The 16681-nt window shown below is 73.9% G+C and carries 15 protein-coding genes and 1 pseudogene; 15 read left to right on the top strand and 1 reads right to left on the bottom strand.

Going from position 1 to position 16681, the window contains the following annotated elements:
• The first annotated feature begins 219 nt into the window (after window positions 1–219).
• The 14 genes and pseudogenes from aceB to menC all read left to right on the top strand — a co-directional run bounded on the left by aceB (window position 220) and on the right by menC (window position 15117).
• Window positions 220–1821, top strand: coding sequence for a malate synthase A (gene aceB, locus QSJ60_RS15460; protein ID WP_285464292.1), 1602 nt, complete (start codon window positions 220–222; stop codon window positions 1819–1821).
• Window positions 1821–3107: a DUF6986 family protein gene (locus QSJ60_RS15455; protein WP_285464291.1), complete on the top strand. Its 1287-nt coding sequence runs from the start codon at window positions 1821–1823 to the stop codon at window positions 3105–3107. The genes aceB and QSJ60_RS15455 overlap by 1 nt, the downstream gene beginning before the upstream one ends.
• On the top strand, window positions 3104–3916 hold the full coding sequence (locus QSJ60_RS15450) for a bifunctional allantoicase/(S)-ureidoglycine aminohydrolase (protein WP_285464290.1): 813 nt from the start codon (window positions 3104–3106) through the stop codon (window positions 3914–3916). The genes QSJ60_RS15455 and QSJ60_RS15450 overlap by 4 nt, the downstream gene beginning before the upstream one ends.
• A gap of 224 nt (window positions 3917–4140) precedes the next feature.
• The gene (locus tag QSJ60_RS15445) at window positions 4141–4932 is read left to right on the top strand and encodes a hydroxypyruvate isomerase family protein (RefSeq protein WP_285464288.1); all 792 of its coding nucleotides are present in this window, start codon (window positions 4141–4143) and stop codon (window positions 4930–4932) included.
• Window positions 4933–4980: 48 nt separating this feature from the next.
• Window positions 4981–5859 (top strand): 2-hydroxy-3-oxopropionate reductase, encoded by an 879-nt coding sequence (locus tag QSJ60_RS15440; RefSeq protein WP_285464286.1) that lies wholly within the window; start codon window positions 4981–4983, stop codon window positions 5857–5859.
• Window positions 5860–5941: 82 nt separating this feature from the next.
• Window positions 5942–7735 carry a glyoxylate carboligase gene (gene gcl / locus QSJ60_RS15435; protein ID WP_285464284.1) on the top strand — a complete coding sequence of 598 codons (1794 nt, stop codon included), beginning with the start codon at window positions 5942–5944 and terminating at the stop codon, window positions 7733–7735.
• Window positions 7736–7737: 2 nt separating this feature from the next.
• A pseudogene (locus QSJ60_RS19155) lies at window positions 7738–8853 on the top strand (glycerate kinase); the annotation flags it as partial.
• Window positions 8854–10284, top strand: a complete 1431-nt coding sequence (gene allB / locus QSJ60_RS19150; protein ID WP_502871408.1) for an allantoinase AllB — start codon at window positions 8854–8856, stop codon at window positions 10282–10284. It abuts the pseudogene before it with no gap.
• Window positions 10285–10451: 167 nt separating this feature from the next.
• Complete coding sequence (bcp, locus tag QSJ60_RS15425; protein ID WP_285464280.1) at window positions 10452–10928, top strand: thioredoxin-dependent thiol peroxidase; 477 nt, start codon at window positions 10452–10454, stop codon at window positions 10926–10928.
• 171 nt (window positions 10929–11099) lie between these two features.
• The gene (gene uraD / locus QSJ60_RS15420) at window positions 11100–11597 is read left to right on the top strand and encodes a 2-oxo-4-hydroxy-4-carboxy-5-ureidoimidazoline decarboxylase (RefSeq protein ID WP_285464278.1); all 498 of its coding nucleotides are present in this window, start codon (window positions 11100–11102) and stop codon (window positions 11595–11597) included.
• A 52-nt stretch (window positions 11598–11649) separates the two neighbouring features.
• Window positions 11650–11991 carry a hydroxyisourate hydrolase gene (gene uraH, locus QSJ60_RS15415; RefSeq protein ID WP_189085906.1) on the top strand — a complete coding sequence of 114 codons (342 nt, stop codon included), beginning with the start codon at window positions 11650–11652 and terminating at the stop codon, window positions 11989–11991.
• A gap of 3 nt (window positions 11992–11994) precedes the next feature.
• Window positions 11995–12945, top strand: coding sequence for a factor-independent urate hydroxylase (gene pucL / locus QSJ60_RS15410; protein ID WP_285464277.1), 951 nt, complete (start codon window positions 11995–11997; stop codon window positions 12943–12945).
• Between the two features lie 118 nt (window positions 12946–13063).
• Window positions 13064–13894: a hypothetical protein gene (locus QSJ60_RS15405; RefSeq protein ID WP_285464276.1), complete on the top strand. Its 831-nt coding sequence runs from the start codon at window positions 13064–13066 to the stop codon at window positions 13892–13894.
• Entirely contained in the window at window positions 13891–15117 is a 1227-nt protein-coding gene (gene menC, locus QSJ60_RS15400) for an o-succinylbenzoate synthase (protein WP_285464275.1), read from the top strand. Before QSJ60_RS15405 ends, menC begins: the two co-directional genes overlap by 4 nt.
• A 12-nt stretch (window positions 15118–15129) precedes the next feature.
• On the opposite strand, the gene QSJ60_RS15395 is transcribed toward menC, so the two are convergent.
• Window positions 15130–16011: a helix-turn-helix domain-containing protein gene (locus QSJ60_RS15395; RefSeq protein ID WP_285464273.1), complete on the bottom strand. Its 882-nt coding sequence runs from the start codon at window positions 16009–16011 to the stop codon at window positions 15130–15132.
• 144 nt (window positions 16012–16155) lie between these two features.
• Here QSJ60_RS15395 and QSJ60_RS15390 point away from each other — a divergent pair, with 144 nt between their 5' ends.
• Window positions 16156–16608 (top strand): SRPBCC domain-containing protein, encoded by a 453-nt coding sequence (locus QSJ60_RS15390; RefSeq protein ID WP_285464272.1) that lies wholly within the window; start codon window positions 16156–16158, stop codon window positions 16606–16608.
• Window positions 16609–16681: the final 73 nt, after the last annotated feature.

Raw genomic sequence — 16681 nt, 5'->3', positions numbered from 1 at the left:
GAGTATCCGCATCGCGGAAAACGCGGGTGGACACAAGATACCGCACGGCCCCGCCGTGAGCGGGGCGCCGTGAGGCGGGCGCTGGCGTCACGACGGCCATCGGAGGCTTGTGTTTCCGTAAAGCAAACATTAACGTCCATAATGCGAAAACTTTTGGGACGCTCGGTGCATACGCGATGATGAGCGGACCGCGTCGAGCCGCGAAGGAGCAGCAGCCGCATGACCATCGAGATCACCACCCCCACCGACGTCGAGGGGGGCGACGAGATCCTCTCGGCCGAGGCCCTCGCCTTCGTCGAGGCGCTGCACCACCGCTTCGCGGCGCGCCGGCTGGGGCTGCTCGCGGCCCGCGGCGAACGACGCGAGCGGGCCGCGGCGAGCGGGCGGCTCGATTTCCTCCCCGAGACCCGCGAGGTGCGCGAATCCGAGTGGCGCGTCGCCCCCGCGCCGCCCGCCCTCCTCGACCGCCGGGTCGAGATCACCGGCCCCGCGGCCCCACCGAAGATGGCGATCAACGCGCTGAACTCCGGCGCCAAGGTCTGGCTCGCCGACCTCGAAGACGCTGCGAGCCCCACCTGGCACAACGTCGTCGCCGGCGTGCGGAACCTCCTCGACGCCGCCCGCGGCACCCTCGCGTACACCTCGCCGCAGGGTAAGCAGTACGCCCTGCGCAACGACGTCGAGCGGCCGACGGTCGTCACCCGCCCGCGCGGCTGGCACCTCCCGGAGCGGCACGTGCTGATCGACGGCGAGCGGGCGAGCGGTTCGCTCGTGGACTTCGGGCTGCACTTCTTCCACACCGCGAAGCCCCTGCTCGAAAACGGCCACGGCCCGTACTACTACCTGCCGAAGCTCGAGTCCCACCTCGAGGCCCGGCTCTGGAACGACGTCTTCGTCTTCGCCCAGGAGCAGCTCGGACTGCCGCGCGGCACCGTGCGCGCGACCGTGCTCATCGAGACGATCCCGGCCGCGTTCGAGATGGACGAGATCCTGTACGAACTGCGCGAGCACGCCTCCGGCCTGAACGCCGGCCGCTGGGACTACCTCTTCAGCTTCATCAAGGTGTTCCGCGACGCCGGTCCCGCCTTCGGGCTGCCCGACCGCGCCGACGTCTCGATGACGGCTCCGTTCATGCGCGCCTACACCGAGCTGCTCGTGCAGACCTGCCACCGCCGCGGCGCCTTCGCCATGGGCGGCATGGCGGCCTTCGTGCCGAACCGCAACGACCTCGAGGTCACCCGCGCCGCCTTCGAGAAGGTGCGCGCCGACAAGACCCGCGAGGCCGAGGACGGCTTCGACGGCTCCTGGGTCGCCCACCCCGACCTCGTCCCGGTCTGCCGGGAGGTGTTCGACGGCGTGCTCGGCAGCCGCCCGAACCAGCTCGACCGGCAGCGCCCCGAGGTCGCGGTCACCGCCGAGCAGCTGCTCGACGCGGCATCCGCCCCCGGCCGGGTGACCGAGGCCGGGCTCCGGCTGAACCTCTCGGTCGCCGTCGCGTACACGGCGGTCTGGCTCTCCGGCGACGGCGCGGTCGCGCTGCACAACCTGATGGAGGATGCCGCGACCGCCGAGATCTCCCGCTCGCAGGTGTGGCAGCAGCTGCGCAACGGCGTCGAGCTCGCCGACACCGGTCGGCAGGTCACGCCCGAGCTCGTCCGCACCGTGCTCGCCGAGGAGGTCGCCGCCCTGCGCGAGCAGGTGGACGCCGAGCGCTTCGCCCGCTTCTACGAGCCCGCCGCCCGCCTCGTCGAGGAGCTCTGCCTCGACGACGGCTTCGTCGACTTCCTCACCCTGCCCGCCTACGAACTCCTGGAGGGCTGATGGGCACCGCCCTCGGCGCCGCCGCGCTCGCCGACGCCGAGCGCCGCCTCGCCGCCACCGACGAGCTGCTCGACCGCGGCTACCCCGGCGACGACGGGTCCCGGCAGCCCGTGCACACCGTCTACGTGCCGGCCGACCGCTTCACCCCCGCGCTCCCGGCGGAGTGGGGGGCCGCCGCCCTCGCCGCCGCCGACGAGGCGGGCGGCCTCGAGGCCGTCGCCGTCGTCGCGGGCCTCGACGCCGCGCTCGCCGCGGAGCTCGCGCCCCGGGTCGCCCGCAAGCTCGAGCGGGAGCCCATCGAGGATCTCCGCCTCGACTTCGAGGACGGCTACGGCGACCGCGGTGACGAGGCCGAGGACGCCGACGCCGTGCTCGCCGCCCGGCGCGTGCTCGACGCCGTCGCCGCCGGAACGGCGCCGCCCTTCCTCGGCATCCGCTTCAAGTGCTTCGAGCGGCCGACGCGGGCTCGCGGCATCCGCACCCTCGACCTCTTCGTCACCGCCCTCGTCGAGGGCGGCGGGATGCCCGACGGGCTCGTGCTCACCCTGCCGAAGGTGACGACCGTCGCCCAGGTCGAGACGATGGCGGCGCTCGCCGCCGAGCTCGAGCGGGTGCACGGCCTCGCCGAGGGCCGGATCCGCTTCGAGGTGCAGGTCGAGACGCCGCAGCTCGTGCTCGGCGCCGACGGCCGCTCGCCGGTCGCGCAGCTGCCGCACGCCGCGCCCGGCCGCATCACGGGCCTGCACTACGGCACCTACGACTACAGCGCCTCGCTGCAGATCGCGGCCGGCTACCAGTCCATGGAGCACCCCGCCGCCGACCTCGCGAAGGGCGTCATGCAGCTCGCCGTCGCGGGCACCGGCATCCGCCTCTCCGACGGCTCCACGAACGTGCTGCCCCTCGGTGAGCGCACCGCGGAGGCGTGGGCGCTGCACGCGCGGCTCGTGCGGCGCTCGCTGGAGCGCGGCTACTACCAGGGCTGGGACCTGCACCCGCACCAGCTGCCGACGCGGTACCTCGCGAGCTACGCCTTCTTCCGCGAGGGCTACCCGGCCGCGGCCGCCCGCCTCCGCGCCTACCTCGAGCAGACCCCCGGCGCCGTGCTCGACGAGCCCGCGACGGCTCGCGCGCTCGCCGACTTCGTGCTGCGCGGGGTGGAGTGCGGCGCGGTCTCCGCCGAGGAGGCCGCCGCCGACGCCGGTGTGCAGCGGGCGGGCCTCGTCGCGCTCGCGCACCCGCGGCTCGCCGCCGCCTCCGCCTCTTCGACCCAGGGAGCCTCAGCATGAGCTACTACACCCCGGCGGGCGGACTGCCCGCGCAGTCCGAGCTCCTCACCGATCGCGCGGTCGTGAAGGAGGCGTACACCGTCATCCCGAAGGGGGTGCTGCGCGACATCGTGACGAGCAATCTGCCGGGCTTCACCGGCACCCGCTCGTGGATCATCGCGCGCCCGATCGCGGGCTTCGCGACGACCTTCGCGCAGCTCATCGTCGAGATCGCGCCCGGCGGCGGGGCCGAGCGGCCCGAGCCGGAGGCCGGCGTCGAGGGCGTCGTCTTCGTCACCGCGGGCGAGCTCGTGCTGACGCTCGGCGGCGAGCGCCACGTGCTCGGCGCGGGCGGCTACGCCTACCTCGCGGCCGGCGCCGAGTGGTCGATCGCGAACGAGGGCGCGGAGCTCGTCTCCTTCCACTGGATCCGCAAGGCGTACGAGCCGGTCGACGGCATCCCCGCGCCCGCCTCCTTCGTCACGCGGGATCAGGATGTCGCGCCGCGCCCGATGCCGGACACCGACGGCGCCTGGGCCACGACCCGCTTCGTCGACCCCGACGACCTCGCGCACGACATGCACGTGAACATCGTGACGTTCCAGCCGGGCGGGGTGATCCCCTTCGCCGAGACGCACGTCATGGAGCACGGGCTCTTCGTACTCGAGGGCAAGGCGGTCTACCGGCTGAACGACGACTGGGTCGAGGTCGAGGCCGGCGACTTCATGTGGCTGCGGGCGTTCTGCCCGCAGGCCTGCTACGCGGGCGGCCCCGGGCCGTTCCGCTACCTGCTCTACAAGGACGTGAACCGGCAGATCCGGCTCACCTGACCCGACTCCCGCGCCCCCTGGGCAGCGGGGACCAGCTCCGCGCCGGGTGACTCCCGGCCGGGGCGTCCGGAGCGCCCGGCGAAGCAGACTCCCTTCGCCGGGCGCTTCGTCGTGGTCGCGCGTCATGAGCTCGCGAAGGGGTTGACGTCGCGGGAGCCCTCACCTACGCTTTCACACAGCAAAAGTATTCTTCCGAATAGTGGAAACATGAAGGGTTCGCGACGATGACGTACACGGTGAACTGCTCGATCCTCCTCACCGAGCTCCCGCTGCTCGAGCGCCCCGCCGCCGCCAAGGCCGCGGGCTTCGACGCGGTCGAGTTCTGGTGGCCGTTCGGCGGCGCCGTGCCGGCCGACCGCGACGCCGACGCCTTCATCGCCGCGATCCGCGATGCCGGCGTGCAGCTGACCGGGCTGAACTTCTTCGCCGGCGACATGCCCGCCGGCGACCGCGGCCTCGTCTCCTGGACCGGCCGCGAGGCCGAGTTCCGCGACAACGTCGACGCCGTCGCCGCGATCGGCGAGGCCCTCGGCACCCCCGCGTTCAACGCGCTCTACGGCAACCGCCTCGACGGCGTCGACCCGGCCGCGCAGGACGAGACCGCCGCCGAGAACCTCGCCGTTGCGGCCGCCGGCGTCGCCCGCATCGGCGGCACCGTGCTCGTCGAGCCCGTCTCGGGCGCGCCGCGCTACCCCCTGCTGACGGCGGCCGACGCGCTCGCCGCCATCGCACGGGTACCGGATGCCTCGAACCTCGCCCTCCTCGCCGACTTCTACCACCTCGCCGTGAACGGCGACGACGTCGCCGCAGTCATTGAGGCGCACGCCGCCCGCTTCGGGCACATCCAGATCGCCGACGACCCCGGCCGCGGCGCCCCCGGCACGGGCGCCCTCCCGCTCGAGCGGTGGATCGCCCGCAGCCGCGAGCTCGGCTACGCAGGTCCCATCGGCCTCGAGTACAAGGCGCAGCTCGACGACGCCTTCGCCTGGCTCGCCGAGGCATCCGCCGACGCCTGATCCGGCCACACCACCGACGCACGCACCGCGACCCCGAAGGACGACACCATGACCAGCATCGCGATCATCGGACTCGGCATCATGGGCCTGCCCATGGCCAAGAACCTCGTCGAGGCGGGCTTCGACGTCACCGGCCACAACCGCAGCCGCGGCCCCGTCGACGCGCTCGTCGAGGCGGGCGGACGCGCCGCCGACAGCGTCGCGGAGGCCGTGCGCGACGCCGACGTCGTCGTCACGATGGTGCCCGACTCGCCCGACGTGGCGGGCCTCGTCCGCGGCGACGACGGCGTGTTCGCGAACGCGAAGGCCGGTGCGCTGTGGATCGACACCTCCTCCATTCGGCCCGACGTGGCGAAGGAACTCGCGGAGGAGGCCACGGCCGCCGGGCTCGGCGCGATCGACGCCCCCGTATCCGGCGGCGAGCAGGGCGCCGTCGACGGCGTGCTCTCGATCATGGTCGGCGGCTCGCCCGAGGACTTCGAGCGCGCCCGCCCGGTGCTCGAGGCCGTCGGCCGCACCATCGTGCACGTCGGCCCCTCCGGCGCCGGCCAGACCGTGAAGGCCGCGAACCAGCTCATCGTCGCGGTCAACATCCAGGCGCTCGCCGAGGCGGTCGTCTTCCTCGAAGCCTTCGGCGTCGACACCGACGCCGCGTTGACGGTCCTCGGCGGCGGACTCGCCGGCTCGAAGGTCCTCGACCAGAAGGGGCGCAAGATGCTCGACCGCGACTTCGCCCCCGGATTCCGTCTCGCCCTCCACAACAAGGACCTGGGCATCGTCACCGCCGCCGCACGACAGGCCGGCATCACCGTCCCGCTCGGCTCCGCCGTGGCCCAGCTCGTCCAGGCGACCGTCGCCCGCGGCGACGGCGGCCTCGACCACTCCGGCCTCTTCAAGCTGACGGCCGAGCTCGCCGGGCGCGACTAGCGCCGGCGCGAGCCGCGCTCCGCTTCCTCTTCCTCTCTTCCTCCTCCTCTCTTCCTCCACCGTCTCCGGAAGGAGCACTCCCATGACCCGCATGCGCACGGTCGACGCGGCCGTCCTGATCCTCGAGCGGGAGGGCGCCACCGAGGCGTTCGGCCTGCCCGGCGCCGCGATCAACCCCTTCTACTCCGCGATGCGCGCCCACGGCGGCATCCGGCACACCCTCGCCAGGCACGTCGAGGGCGCGAGCCACATGGCCGACGGCTACACCCGGGCGGCCGACGGTAACATCGGCATCTGCGTCGGCACCTCCGGCCCCGCCGGCACCGACATGATCACCGGGCTCTACGCGGCCTGGGCCGACTCGCTGCCCATCCTCTGCATCACCGGCCAGGCCCCCGTGGCGAAGCTGCACAAGGAGGACTTCCAGGCCGTCGACATCGCCTCGATCGCGAAGCCCCTGACGAAGCTCGCGATGACCGTGCTGGAGCCCGCGCAGGTGCCCGGTGTCTTCCAGCAGGCCTTCCAGCTGATGCGCTCCGGCCGACCCGGCCCCGTGCTCATCGACCTGCCGATCGACGTGCAGCTCGCCGAGATCGAGTTCGACATCGACACCTACGAGCCGCTGCCCGTCGTGAAGCCCCGCGCCACGCGCGCCCAGGCCGAGAAGGCGCTCGACCTGCTCACCGCGCACGAGCGGCCCATCCTCATCGCGGGCGGCGGCGTGATCAACGCGGGCGCCTCCGAGCAGCTGGTCGAGCTCGCCGAGCTCCTCGGCGTCCCCGTCGTACCCACCCTCATGGGCTGGGGCGCGATCGCCGACGACCACCCGCTGAACGCCGGCATGGTCGGCATTCAGACCTCGCACCGCTACGGCAACCAGACCCTGCTCGCGAGCGACTTCGTGCTCGGCCTCGGCAACCGCTGGGCGAACCGGCACACCGGCGGCCTCGACACCTATCGGGCCGGCCGTACCTTCGTGCACGTCGACATCGAGCCGACGCAGATCGGCCGGGTGTTGGCGCCCGACTACGGCATCGTCTCCGACGCGGGCGCGGCGATCGAGGCACTGCTCGAGCTCGCCCGCGAGCGGCAGGCCGCCGGCACCCTGCCCGACTACTCCGCCTGGGCCGCGGACGCGCAGGACCGCAAGGCGCGCCTGCAGCGCAAGACGAACTTCGTCGAGGTGCCGATCAAGCCGCAGCGGGTCTACCAGGAGATGAACCGCGCCTTCGGCCGCGACACCACGTACGTGACCACGATCGGCCTCTCGCAGATCGCGGGTGCGCAGCTGCTGCACGTCTACGGGCCGCGCAAGTGGATCAACGCCGCGCAGGCCGGCCCCCTCGGCTGGACGGGCCCCGCCGCCCTCGGCGTCGTCCGTGGCAAGCCGGGCGAGACCGTCGTCGCGCTCTCGGGCGACTACGACTTCCAGTTCATGATCGAGGAGCTCGCCGTGGGGGCGCAGCACCAGCTGCCGTACCTCCACGTCGTGGTGAACAACAGTTACCTGGGCCTCATCCGTCAGTCCCAGCGCCCCTTCGAGATGGACTTCCAGGTCTCGCTCGCCTTCGAGAACGTGAACACCCCGCAGGACGAAGGCTCCGTCGCCCACGGCTACGGCGTCGACCACGTGAAGGTCGCCGAGGGGCTCGGCTGCAAGGGCATCCGCATCGAGCGGCCCGAGGACCTCGCCGCCGGCTTCGCCGAGGCGAAGCGGCTCATGGCGGAGTTCCAGGTGCCGGTCGTCGTCGAGGTGATCCTCGAGCGTGTGACGAACATCGCGATGGGCGCCGAGCTCGACGCCGTGAACGAGTTCGAAGACCTCGCCGAATCCGCGGAAGACGCCCCGACGGCCATCCTCGCGTTGCAGGATTGAGCATGCGCGTCGTGATCGCCCCCGACAAGTTCAAGGGATCACTGTCCGCCCCGGAGGTGGTCCGGCGGGTCGCCGAGGGCGTGCGCCGGGCCGACCCCGCGATCGAACTCGTCGAGGTGCCGGTCGCCGACGGCGGTGAGGGCACGCTCGACGCCGCGCTCGCCGCGGGCTTCACCGCGCGCAGCGCCCGGGTGCCCGGGCCGCTCGGCGCGGAGCTCGACGCCGAGTTCGGCCTGCGCGGCGAGGAGGCGGTCGTCGAGCTGGCGCGTGCCTCCGGGCTCGAGCTGCTGGCCGAGGGGGAGCGGGATGCCGGCCGCGCGACGAGCCTCGGCACGGGGCGGCTGATCGTGGCCGCCCTCGACGCCGGGGCGAGGCGCATCGTGCTCGCGATCGGCGGCAGCGCCTCCACCGACGGTGGGGCCGGGCTCCTCCGCGGGCTCGGCGCGCGCCTGCTCGACGCCTCGGGACGGGACCTCCCCGAGGGCGGCGCCGCGCTCGCCGGGCTCGACCGCATCGAGCTCGGCGGGCTCGACCCGCGGCTCGCCGGCACCGAGTTCGTGCTCGCGAGCGATGTCGACAACCCGCTGCTCGGGCCGCACGGCGCCGCAGCCGTCTTCGCCGCGCAGAAGGGCGCCGATGCCGCCGGCATCGCCGCGCTCGACGCGGCCCTCGCCCGCTTCGTCGTGGTGCTGTCCGAGCACGACGGACGGCTCGCCCGGCCGGCCCGGGAGGCCGCCGAGGCCCCCGGCGCCGGGGCCGCGGGCGGGGTCGGCTTCGCGGCGCTCGCGGTGCTCGGCGCGGTGCGCCGCCCCGGCATCGACGTCGTCCTGGAACTCACCGGCCTCGACGCCCGGCTCGCCGACGCCGATCTCGTGATCACGGGGGAGGGCAGCCTCGACGCGCAGAGCCTCATGGGCAAGACCCCGCTCGGGGTGGCGCGCGCCGCGCGGCGCGCCGGCATCCCCGTGCACGCCGTCTGCGGGCGCAGCGAACTCGACGCCGCCGCGCTCGCCGACTCCGGCTTCGCCTCGGTGCGCGCGCTCGCCGAACTCGAACCCGACCCGGCTGTCTCGATGGCGAACGCCGGCGAGCTGCTCACCCGACTCTCGGAGGACCTCATGACCGAGCTCATCACCGCATCCGGCACCGGCGCGGAGCCGGCCGGCGCCGCGTCCGGCGACGTCGGATCCGCCGCCCCGGCCTTCGACCTCGTGCTGCGCGCGTCCCGCGCGCTGCTCGCGGCCGACGGCGGCGCCCCCGTCGAGCGCGGTGCCGAGATCGGTGTCCGCGACGGCCGCATCGTGCAGATATCGCCGCTCGGCGCGGGGCTCGCCGGCGCCCGCCTCGTCGAGCTCGGCGCGGGCGAGGTGCTGCTTCCCGGGCTCGTCGACACCCACGTGCACGTGAACGAGCCGGGCCGCACCGAGTGGGAGGGCTTCGCCTCCGCGACCCGCGCCGCCGCCGCGGGCGGCGTCACGACGATCGTCGACATGCCGCTCAACAGCATCCCGCCGACCGTCTCGGTCGCCGCGCTCGAGGAGAAGCGCGCGGTCGCGGCCGGGCAGGCGGTCGTCGACGTTGGCTTCTGGGGCGGCGTCGTGCCGGGCAACCTGGCCGAGCTCGGCCCGCTCGTCGACGAGGGCGTCTTCGGTTTCAAGTGCTTCCTGCTGCACTCGGGCGTCGACGAGTTCCCGCAGGTGACGCCCGAGGAGATGGAGCAGGCGATGGCGGTCGTCGCCGCGCGCGGCTCGCTGCTGCTCGTGCACGCCGAGGACGCGCACCTCATCGATGCCGCGCCGCACCGCGGCGGGCCGGCGTACGCTGACTTCCTCGCCTCCCGGCCGCACGAGGCCGAGGACGTCGCGATCGCCGAGGTCATCGCCCGGGCGGCGAAGACCGGCGCCCGGGCGCACGTGCTGCACCTGAGCAGCGCCGACTCGCTCCCGCAGATCCGCGCGGCCAAGGCGGCCGGGGTCGACCTCACCGTCGAGACGTGCCCGCACTACCTCACCCTCGTCGCCGAGGCGGTGCCCGAAGGCGCGACGGCGTACAAGTGCTGTCCGCCGATCCGCGGCGAGGCGAACCGCGACGCCCTCTGGCAGGGGCTCCTCGACGGCACGATCGACTTCATCGTGTCCGACCACTCGCCGGCGACGCCCGAGCTGAAGTACGCGGGCGACGGGGACTTCGAGCAGGCCTGGGGCGGCATCGCCTCGCTGCAGCTCGGACTGCCGCTCGTCTGGAGCGAGGCGCGCCGCCGAGGCATCCCGCTCGAGCGCGTCGTCGAGTGGATGTCGTCGCGGCCCGCCGACCGGGCGGGGCTGCGCGGCAAGGGCCGCATCCAGGTCGGCGCCGCCGCCGACTTCGCCGTGTTCGCCCCCGACGAGCACTTCACCGTGGAGGCGGGCGCCCTCGAGCACCGCCACCCGGTCACCCCCTATGACGGGCGCGAGCTCACCGGCGTCGTCCGCACCGCCTATCTCGCGGGCGCGGAGATCGACCGGGGGCTCGCGCAGGGCCGGCTGCTCCGGGTGGGGAACGACGAGTAGCCGGCCGCCGATGGGGCCGGGGCCGCCGCCCCGGCCCCGCCTCCGCCTCGGCCTGCCCCGAGCCTGAACACCTGCACGACCACGCCACCCCCACGAACACGCCACCCCCACGAACACGCCATTCCCACGACCACGCCATCCCCACGAACACGACAGGGAGCACCGACATGATCGCCTCATCCGACGAGCTCGAGCCGGGCCGCGAGGCCCCCGACTTCGCCCTGCCCGACGCCACGGGCGCCGTGCGCACCCTCGCCGAGCTGCGCGGCCGCCCCGTCATCGTGTACTTCTACCCGGCGGCGTTCACGCCCGGCTGCACGACCGAGGCGTGCGACTTCCGCGACAACCTCGCCTCGCTGCAGGGTGCGGGCTACGCCGTGCTCGGCATCTCGCCCGATCCCGTTGCCCGGCTCGCCGAGTTCGCCGATGCCGAGCGGCTGAGCTTCCCGCTGCTGTCCGACGAGGGGGCCGAGACCGCGCGAGCGTGGGGCGCCTGGGGGCAGAAGACCGTCGCCGGCCGCACCTTCGACGGCGTCATCCGCTCGACCGTCGTCGTCGACGAGGACGGCCAGGTGGCGAGCGTCGAGTACAACGTGGACCCGGTGGGCCACGTCGCCCGGCTCCGCGAGCGGCTCGCGGTCTGAGACGGCGGATGCCGCATCGGCGTCCCTGGGCCGACGGCGTCGCAGCCATTGCCGACGCGGCATCCGCTTGCTAAAGTTGTCGCATGCTGAAATAACAGTTCCACGATATGAAAGCTAGCTTTCGTATTCCGTACACCGTGGATGCCAGCAGACCAGGAAGCGGATCAAGCGATGAAGCTTGAACAGTTCAACGGGGCCGATCGCCGCGAGGCGATCGAGCTCCTCCGACCATGCATCGACGTGCCGAGATGGTGCGACGAGCTCGCCGACGGGCGGCCCTACGCCTCCGTCGCCGCGCTCCTCGCCGAGGCCGAACGGGCGGCCTCGCCGTTCACCGCTGAGGAGGTCGAGCGGGCGCTCGGCCACCACCCGCGGATCGGCGAGCGCGCGGCGGGCGCCAGCCGGGAGGCGACGCTCTCACGCTCCGAGCAGGCGGGGGTGGACCCCGCCGACGCCGAGCTCGCCGAGCGCCTCGCCGCGGGCAACCTCGCCTACGAGGAGCGCTTCGGCCGGGTGTTCCTCATCCGCGCGGCCGGGCGCAGCGCGGCGGAGATCCTCGCCGCCCTCACCGAACGGCTCGGCCACGACGAGGCCGAGGAGGACGAGATCGTCGCGGCGCAACTGCGCGAGATCGCCCTCCTCCGGCTGGGAGGCGCGGTGACCGCATGACCGCGCCACAGCCCACGACGCCCGAGTCCACCCCACCGGAGGGAACCCTGACATGACCGTCTCGCAGATCACCACGCACGTGCTCGACGCGCAGCGCGGCGTCCCGGCGCCCGGCGTCGGCGTCGAGCTGTCCCGCCGCTCGGGGGAGGGCTGGGAGCCCGTCGCGAGTGGCACGACCGACGCCGACGGCCGAGCGAAGCAGCTCGGCCCGGAGCGCGTGCCGGGCGGCGAGTACCGCCTGCGCTTCGACACCGGGGCGTACTTCGCCGCCTCCGGCACCGACACCTTCTACCCCGAGGTGCTGATCGGCTTCACCGTCGCGGACGACGGCCGGCATTACCACGTGCCGCTGCTGCTCAGCCCCTTCGCCTATTCGACCTATCGAGGAAGCTAGCTCATGACCGACATCCTGACCACCGCCACCGAGACCGCCGCGAGTGCCGCCGGGGAGGGCGGGCGCATCGTGCTCGGCCCGAACCAGTACGGCAAGGCCGAGGTCCGCGTCGTCAAGGTGACCCGCGACACCGATCGCCACGAGATCGAGGACCTGAACGTCACCTCGCAGCTGCGCGGCGACTTCGCCGGCGCGCACCTCGCGGGCGACAACTCGCACGTCGTCGCGACCGACACGCAGAAGAACACGATCTTCGCCTTCGCGCGCGACGGCGTCGGCTCGCCCGAGGCGTTCCTGCTGCGCCTCGCCGAGCACTTCACCGGTTCCTTCGACTGGGTCACCGGCGGCCGCTGGCTCGCCGAGAGCTACGCCTGGGAGCGCATCCTGGCCCACGGCCAGGAGCACGACCACGCCTTCGTCCGATCCGGCCAGGAGGTGCGCACCGCCGCGGTCGTCGCCGACGGCGACGAGCGTCACGTCATCGCGGGCCTCAAGGACCTCGTCGTGCTCAAGACGACGCAGTCGGGCTTCGTCGGCTACCCGAAGGACCGCTACACGACCCTGCAGGAGACGACCGACCGCATCCTCGCGACGAGCGTCGCGACGCGCTGGCGCTACCGGCCGGGAGCGGAGGTCGACTACAACGCGACGTACGCGAGCGTGAAGGCGATCCTCCTGGAGACCTTCACCGAGCGCTACTCGGCGGCGCTGCAGACGACGCTCTTCGAGATGGGGCAGGCCGTGCTCGAGCGGCACCCCGAGATCGCGGAGATCCGCTTCTCGATGCCGAACAAGCACCACTTCGTCGTCGACCTCTCGCCGTTCGGCCTCGACAACCCGAACGAGGTCTTCTACGCCTCCGATCGCTCGTACGGGCTCATCGAGGCGACGGTCACGCGCGAGGGCCTCGAGCCCGCGCCGGGTGCCTGGGAGAGCGTCGGCGCCTTCTGCTGACGCGGGCTGCCGACTGGCGCTGCGGGCGCCGCGCACTCGCGCGGCGCCCGTCGTCGTGCCCGCTCGCCCGCCCGCCGCGGGTTCGACGGCCGGGCGTGCGAGCGGCTAGCGTCGAGGCATGACCCAGCTCGACGGCGCGCAGGAGGCCGGCCGCCTCGCCGACGCGGTCGACGCGCGCAGCGGCATCCGCACCCGGGCCGCCGCGGCGGACGAGATCGGCGCCGTCCTCGCCCGCTTCGACGCCACCTGGGGCGAGGGTCGGGGCCTCGACCACTCGACGATCCGCGCGCTCGCCCACGCCGGCGGCACGGTGCTCGTCGCGGTGCCCGACGACGACGGCGGAGTGGATGCCTCGGGCACCCCGCCCTTCGCCGCGCCGGGCGAGGTGCTCGGCGCGACCCTCGGCTTCCTCGGCTGGTCGGGCGGCGTGCACCTGCACTCGCACATGAATGCCGTCGCGCCCGCCGCGCGCGGCCGCGGCATCGGCGCCGCGCTCAAGCTCCGCCAGCGGGCGCTCTGTCTTGCGCACGGCGTCGAGGAGATCCGCTGGACCTTCGATCCGCTGATCCGCCGCAACGCCCGGATGAACCTCGTGCGCCTCGGTGCGGAGGTCGCCGACTACCTCCCCGAGTTCTACGGCGTGCTCGGCGACGAGATCTCCGGCAGCGACCGCAGCGACCGCTTCGAGGTGCGCTGGCGGCTCCGTTCGCCGCGCGCGCTGCGGGCGCTCGCAGGGGAGCCGGCTCCCGTGTGGCGCGCGACGTCGGGCTTCGCGCTCGTCCCCGACTTCGAGGCGCTGCGACGCGAGGCGCCCGCCGACGCGGCCGCGCTGCGCACCGCCTCGGTCGAGGCCTTCACCCGGATGGCCCGGGCGGGCCTGCGCCCGGAGCTCGACGCCGCGGGCGACTACGTGTTCACCGAGGACGACGCCGACCGGGAGGCCGCATGACCGAGCAGACGAGCGCCGAGCTGGGGCTCGAGGCGATCGAGCTGCACCGCATCGAGGTGCCCCTCGTGCGGCCCTTCGAGACCTCCTTCGGACGCGAGACGGTGCGCGAGGCACTGCTCGTCCGGGTCCGCACCGCCGCGGGCGACGGCTGGGCCGAGTGCGTCGCCGGGCGCGAGCCCTTCTACTCCTCCGAGTACGTGGACGGCGCGGCGGCCGTCATCGAGCGCTACCTCGCCCCGGCGCTGCTCGCGGCCTCGGCGGGCGGGGCGCTCGGCGGCCGCGGCGGGGGCGTGGGCCATCGGTCGACCGCCGAGGGCGGCGCCGACGCGGCGATCGCCTCGGTGCCCGCCGCCGCGGCGGTCGGCCCCGCGCTCGCCGTCGTCGCCAGCCATCGGATGGCGAAGGCCGCGCTCGAGGCGGCGGTGCTCGACGCCGAGCTGCGCGCCCAGGGCCGCTCGATGGCGGAGGCCTTCGGCGCGGTGCGCGACTGGGTCGACTGCGGCGTCTCCGTCGGCATCGCGCCGACGCTGGAGGAGCTCCTCGACGAGGTCGCCGGCTACGTCGAGCAGGGCTATCGGCGCATCAAGCTGAAGATCAAGCCGGGCTGGGACCTCGTGCCCGTCGGGGCGGTGCGGGAGCTCCTCGGGCCGGCCGCGCTCCTGCAGGTCGACGCGAACACCGCCTACCGTCAGAGCGACATCCCGCTGCTCGCCGAGCTCGACCGCTTCGGGCTGCTGCTCGTCGAGCAGCCCTTCGCGGAGGAGGACCTCGCGAGCCACGTGCAGCTCGCCGCCGCCTGCGACACCCCGGTGTGTCTCGACGAGTCGATCCTCGACCGCACCACCGCGCTCGACGCGATCGAGCGCGGGGCGACGAGCATCGTGAACATCAAGCCGGGCCGGATGGGCGGCTACCTCGAGTCGCTGCGGGTGCACGAGGCGTGCCTGGCGCTCGAGGTCCCCGTCTGGTGCGGCGGCATGCTCGAGACGGGGCTCGGGCGTGCCGCGAATGTGGCGCTCGCGGCGCTGCCCGGCTTCCTGCTGCCGGGCGACACCTCGGCCTCCGACCGCTACTACGCCGAGGACCTCACGGAGCCGTTCGTGCTCGGCACGGGCGAGCATCGCGGCCAGCTCGCGGTGCCGCAGGGGCCGGGCACGGGGGTCGAGGTGCGCGAGGAGCTCGTCCGCGCCTGGGCGAGCGCGCCGCCCGTGCTGCTGCGCTGAACGGAGCGCCGTTCACCGCGCGGCCCGCGCCGCGCGGGCGTAGCCGCCGGGCGTCTCGCCGACGACGGTGCGGAACTCGCGGGTGAAGTGCGCCTGGTCGGCGTAGCCGAGTTCGGCGGCGAGTTCGGCGAGGGGCGGCGAGTCCGCGCTCGCGAGCCGCTCGGCGGCCTCCTGCAAGCGGTAGCGGCGGATCAGCCAGCGCGGGGTGAGCCCGAGCTGCTCGCGCACGAGCCGTTCCAGCCTGCGGACGCCGAGCCCCTCGGTCTCGGCGAGCTGGACGACCCTCGTCAGCGTGCGGTCGTGCTCGGCGCGCTCGACGAGCCGCCGAACGGTGCGGGCGTCGTCGCCCGGCTCGAGCCCGAGGCCCGCGAACCAGGACTCGAACTCGCTCACGGCGCGCTCCTCCTCGAGCGCGGCGGTCGCCTCGGCGACGCGGGCGAGGGCCGGGCCGGCGCCCGCGACGCCGTCGAGCGTAACGCCGCGCACCGGGTCGAGCAGCGAGCGGGCAGGCCGGCCGAGCAGGAGCGGTGCGACGCCGGGCTGCAGCAGCACGCCGAACGCCCAGCCGGTGCCCGCGAGCGTGCGGGAGCCGAGGCCGAGGCTCGGCCCCCAGAGCGCCGCCCCGCCGCCCTCGCCTCCTTCGACGACGAGGTTCGCGCTCGGGTACTCGAGCACGCGCTGCGTCACCGTGCGGCCGGGCGGCAGTCGCCAGCGCGGCACCCAGTAGTGGCGCACGAGCTCGGTGAGCGCGGGGGAGGGGGCGTGCCGGGTCATCCCGATCGGGGACGCGGTGCCGCCGAGGGCGGGCTCGCCCGCTGCGGGCGCGAGCACGCCACGGCTGCGGGGCGCGCCGGTGCGCGCGCGCCAGTACGCCTCGGCCCGCTCGTCCGCCATCCCGCCAGTCTGCCCCGCGCCGACGACATCCGCGCCGCCCGTCCGGACCTCGCCCCCTGTCGCGTTCGTTCAATCGTCGGCAGCGGCGGCTCCGTAGCGTCGATCACGACCGCAGAACGAATGCACCGAGGATGGAGCGAAGCCATGGACTTCGAGATGACGATCTACATCGCCGCCGAGCCCGAGACCGTCTGGGAGGCGATCACCGGCGAGGCCGGCAGCCGGGCGGTGATGTGGGGCAGCGTGCTGCGCGGCGAGCTCGTCCCCGGCTCCCGCTACGAGTACATCGGCCCCGGCCAGGACGGCGAGGAGACCGTGCACGTCTACGGGGAGGTGCTCGAGGTCGAGCCGCCGACGCTCCTGCGGCTCAGCGAGCACCCCGGCCCGAGCTACCGGGAGAACCACGCCGAGCTGCGCAGCCGGATGACCTGGCGGCTCGAGCGCGCGGGCGAGGGGCTCACGAAGGCGACGTTCACGAACGACGAGTGGAGCGAGGGGCACCCGGCCGCCGAGGAGACCGCGGACACCTGGCCGCACGTGCTGTCGAGCTTCAAGAGCTACGTGGAGACCGGCCGCGCCCTGCCTTTCCCGGCCTGAGTGCCCCTTCCCGCCCTGACCGCCCGGGCCACCCGCGTCACCGGCCGCCGGTAGGATCGCGGCATGGCCGAAA

This window comes from Agromyces sp. NBRC 114283 (assembly GCF_030268405.1).
In the GTDB taxonomy this organism is placed as follows: Bacteria; Actinomycetota; Actinomycetes; order Actinomycetales; family Microbacteriaceae; genus Agromyces; species Agromyces mediolanus.
The sequence above is the reverse complement of the archived record's forward strand: the minus strand, read 5'-3'. Positions and strand labels throughout refer to the sequence as shown.

Coding starts and splice junctions, on each gene's coding strand:
- QSJ60_RS15440 (WP_285464286.1), top strand. CDS start 4,981: ATGACCAGCATCGCGATCATCGGACTCGGCATCATGGGCCTGCCCATG.
- QSJ60_RS15455 (WP_285464291.1), top strand. CDS start 1,821: ATGGGCACCGCCCTCGGCGCCGCCGCGCTCGCCGACGCCGAGCGCCGC.
- QSJ60_RS15395 (WP_285464273.1), bottom strand. CDS start 16,011: ATGGCGGACGAGCGGGCCGAGGCGTACTGGCGCGCGCGCACCGGCGCG.
- uraH (WP_189085906.1), top strand. CDS start 11,650: ATGACCGTCTCGCAGATCACCACGCACGTGCTCGACGCGCAGCGCGGC.
- QSJ60_RS15445 (WP_285464288.1), top strand. CDS start 4,141: ATGACGTACACGGTGAACTGCTCGATCCTCCTCACCGAGCTCCCGCTG.
- allB (WP_502871408.1), top strand. CDS start 8,854: ATGACCGAGCTCATCACCGCATCCGGCACCGGCGCGGAGCCGGCCGGC.
- QSJ60_RS15390 (WP_285464272.1), top strand. CDS start 16,156: ATGGACTTCGAGATGACGATCTACATCGCCGCCGAGCCCGAGACCGTC.
- QSJ60_RS15405 (WP_285464276.1), top strand. CDS start 13,064: ATGACCCAGCTCGACGGCGCGCAGGAGGCCGGCCGCCTCGCCGACGCG.
- bcp (WP_285464280.1), top strand. CDS start 10,452: ATGATCGCCTCATCCGACGAGCTCGAGCCGGGCCGCGAGGCCCCCGAC.
- uraD (WP_285464278.1), top strand. CDS start 11,100: ATGAAGCTTGAACAGTTCAACGGGGCCGATCGCCGCGAGGCGATCGAG.
- menC (WP_285464275.1), top strand. CDS start 13,891: ATGACCGAGCAGACGAGCGCCGAGCTGGGGCTCGAGGCGATCGAGCTG.
- QSJ60_RS15450 (WP_285464290.1), top strand. CDS start 3,104: ATGAGCTACTACACCCCGGCGGGCGGACTGCCCGCGCAGTCCGAGCTC.
- aceB (WP_285464292.1), top strand. CDS start 220: ATGACCATCGAGATCACCACCCCCACCGACGTCGAGGGGGGCGACGAG.
- gcl (WP_285464284.1), top strand. CDS start 5,942: ATGACCCGCATGCGCACGGTCGACGCGGCCGTCCTGATCCTCGAGCGG.
- pucL (WP_285464277.1), top strand. CDS start 11,995: ATGACCGACATCCTGACCACCGCCACCGAGACCGCCGCGAGTGCCGCC.